3 protein-coding genes and 1 pseudogene are annotated in these 2,613 nt (G+C 44.6%); 1 reads left to right on the top strand and 3 read right to left on the bottom strand.

Translation table 11 applies throughout. From position 1 onward, the window contains the following. Both Q0R35_RS16945 and Q0R35_RS16940 read right to left on the bottom strand, forming a co-directional pair. The coding region (locus Q0R35_RS16945) for a response regulator (RefSeq protein ID WP_295621113.1) at nt 1-181 on the bottom strand (181 nt) is incomplete at its 3' end. Nucleotides 182-628: 447 nt separating this feature from the next. After that, complete coding sequence (locus tag Q0R35_RS16940; RefSeq protein WP_295621110.1) at nt 629-1,645, bottom strand: TOBE-like domain-containing protein; 1,017 nt, start codon at nt 1,643-1,645, stop codon at nt 629-631. A 182-nt stretch (nt 1,646-1,827) separates the two neighbouring features. Between Q0R35_RS16940 and Q0R35_RS16935 the strand changes: the two genes are divergently transcribed. Beyond that, nucleotides 1,828-2,271: an Rrf2 family transcriptional regulator gene (locus Q0R35_RS16935; protein ID WP_295621107.1), complete on the top strand. Its 444-nt coding sequence runs from the start codon at nt 1,828-1,830 to the stop codon at nt 2,269-2,271. Nucleotides 2,272-2,399: 128 nt separating this feature from the next. Here Q0R35_RS16935 and Q0R35_RS16930 read toward each other — a convergent pair. Beyond that, nucleotides 2,400-2,613 (bottom strand): annotated as a pseudogene (locus Q0R35_RS16930) (sulfate ABC transporter permease subunit CysW); the annotation flags it as partial.

Below are 2,613 nucleotides of genomic sequence, written 5' to 3'. Positions count from 1 at the left end.
AGCCATCCATTCCGGGCATCATGATATCTGATACGACTAGATCTGGCGGGTCTTGAGCGAAAAGTTTTAATCCTTGAACTCCAGAGGTTACAACGCGTACTGAATAACCGCGCTTTTCGAGATAGCGCGTGAGTACGGTTTGGAGGGTTTTATCGTCGTCTACTAGTAAAATTTTTTTCACGTTTGGATCCTTTGGGCCTCAACGATTTGGCGGGTAAATGGGGGTAAGAATCGGAATTAATAAATTTAGCGATGCACTCGATCTACTTTAGGAATAAAGAATTTATATATACGTTGCTAATTATCGGCAATCTGGTGGAAAATCGCTTGCCTTGCCGATCGTCGCCTTGGCGATCGTCTAGCTACTCTATATATTCACACATACAACTATACAACCAGGAAAGTTACTAAATGTGTCCTCAGAACTTCGATCGCCAACAACTGGTATGTGAATTAAGTCTACATAACGAGTAATAAATCTTACCCAGTTATCATAGTATGCCCTTAATTTCGCCAGATGACACAGGTGTAGATATTTGACTTTAACGCGATCTAGCTCCGATCTGGCAACTATAGTCAATCCAGAAACTCGCACGCTTTAAATTCTTAAACCATAATTACAATAAAGCTATATTGAGTAATACAGTGGGAAAGATTTAGCTTCCTTAGGTTTGACATATACAGTTTGCTGGGCTTCTAATTTTAGCTCGTCAAATCGCTCGCGAGTCAGATGCGCGGAAATAAGTTGACCGTCAGCTAGCAGCAATTCTGCCTGAATCTCCCAACCTAAATGAATAATCCGATTGACTGTCGCCACTGCTGTGGTTGCATCTGGTTCGATTGCGATTGAGATATCCTGAGGACGAAGATATACTTGAGGATGATTGGCTTCAAAGCCATTATTTTGGAAGATATCCGCGCTGCTGGGCAATACGTTAACAGGGCCGATAAAGCTCATCACAAATGCACTCGCTGGTCGGTCGTAAATCTCCGCCGCAGTGCCCACTTGCTCGATTTGGCCTTTATTCATCACCACGATTTTATCGGCTACTTCCATCGCTTCCTCCTGGTCGTGAGTCACAAATACCGTCGTAACGTGTACCTCATCGTGAAGACGGCGCAGCCAAGCACGCAGATCTTTTCGCACCTTGGCATCTAACGCCCCAAACGGCTCATCTAACAACAATACCTTGGGTTCGACAGCTAACGATCGCGCTAATGCTACCCGCTGCCTTTGTCCGCCCGATAATTGCGAGGGATATCGATCGCCCAATCCCGCTAACTGCACTAGTTCTAGCAACTCATCAGCTCTGGCTTTAATTTTCGCGGGACTCGCCTTGCGAATCTTCAAGCCAAAGCCGATATTTTCCCGAATCGTCATGTGTTTGAATAGCGCGTAATGTTGAAACACAAAGCCGATATTTCGTTCCTGAACGCTCTGATAAGTCGCATCGGTTCCCGTGAGCCAAATCGTACCGCTATCGGGTGTTTCTAGCCCCGCAATCAGCCTTAGCAGCGTCGATTTACCCGACCCCGATGGCCCTAATAGTGCTACCAACGCACCCGATTCGATCTCTAAACTGACATTATCGACAGCCTGAAAGCTGCCAAACTGTTTCGCTACATTTTTTACTGATATACCCACCGTTCCAAATACCTATAAATAATAAGTTAACAGTTGACAGCAACCCTAATCGATCGACCTTCCGCGAATTGTCAATCCTCAACCCTAACACCTAACACCTAAATCCTGAAGCCTAATCCCTATTACAACTACTGCAAATCGAGCGGGAAACCGTGATATCTTAATACTATTATCTCATTAAAATGCTCGTGGAACTGTCTTCTCGACTAGAATATGCTTTAGTTGCGCTGCTAGAAATCGCCGATCGTCAAGCTCAAGGCAAACCACTCAAGGTGAATGAGATTGCTGCGAGTCAGGCATTGCCAGAGCGATATCTCGATCAGATTTTCACTCTCCTCAAGCGTAATGGGATTCTCTCCAGCCAACGGGGCATGAAAGGTGGCTATTCACTTGCCAAAGAAATGTGGCAAATTACCTTACTAGATATAGTAATCGCGATCGAAGGTAGTGGCGATCGCAAAAAAGTCGATTTAGCTACTCCCAATACGCTCGAAAAAACCGTCATCGTCGAAACATTTACAGGCATCAAAGATTCGGTAAATGAGATTTTGAAAAGTTATACACTTCAAGATTTAGCTAAAACATTAGAAACTCAGCGGCAGAACAGTCCGATGTACTATATTTAGATGGGAGATGGGAGATGGGAGATGGGAGATAGGATAGATAGATCTGTAGGTTGGGTTGAACGAATGTGAAACCCAACAATCTTAACCAGCGATTCGAGAATGTTGGGTTTCGCGTCGATCGAACCAACCTACGACTTATCTTTAATCTTGGTTTTGCTCTCCAAAATTTCTTTAATAACCAAAGTTACAGCAGCGAGTAACGCGAGTAAAACGGCGGCTGAAAAAGCGGCTTCGGTATCGTATTGTTTATAAGCTTCTTCGACGAATAGCGGCAAACTTTGAGTCGTATTGGCGACATTTCCAGAGACTACCGAGACAGCTCCAAATTCGCCCATTGCGCGG

The organism is Chamaesiphon sp. GL140_3_metabinner_50 (assembly GCF_025361915.1).
GTDB lineage: Bacteria > Cyanobacteriota > Cyanobacteriia > Cyanobacteriales > Chamaesiphonaceae > Chamaesiphon.
Note: the sequence above shows the minus strand (reverse complement) of the source record. Positions and strands in the feature narration are given on the sequence as shown.

Coding starts and splice junctions, on each gene's coding strand:
- Q0R35_RS16935 (WP_295621107.1), top strand. CDS start 1,828: ATGCTCGTGGAACTGTCTTCTCGACTAGAATATGCTTTAGTTGCGCTG.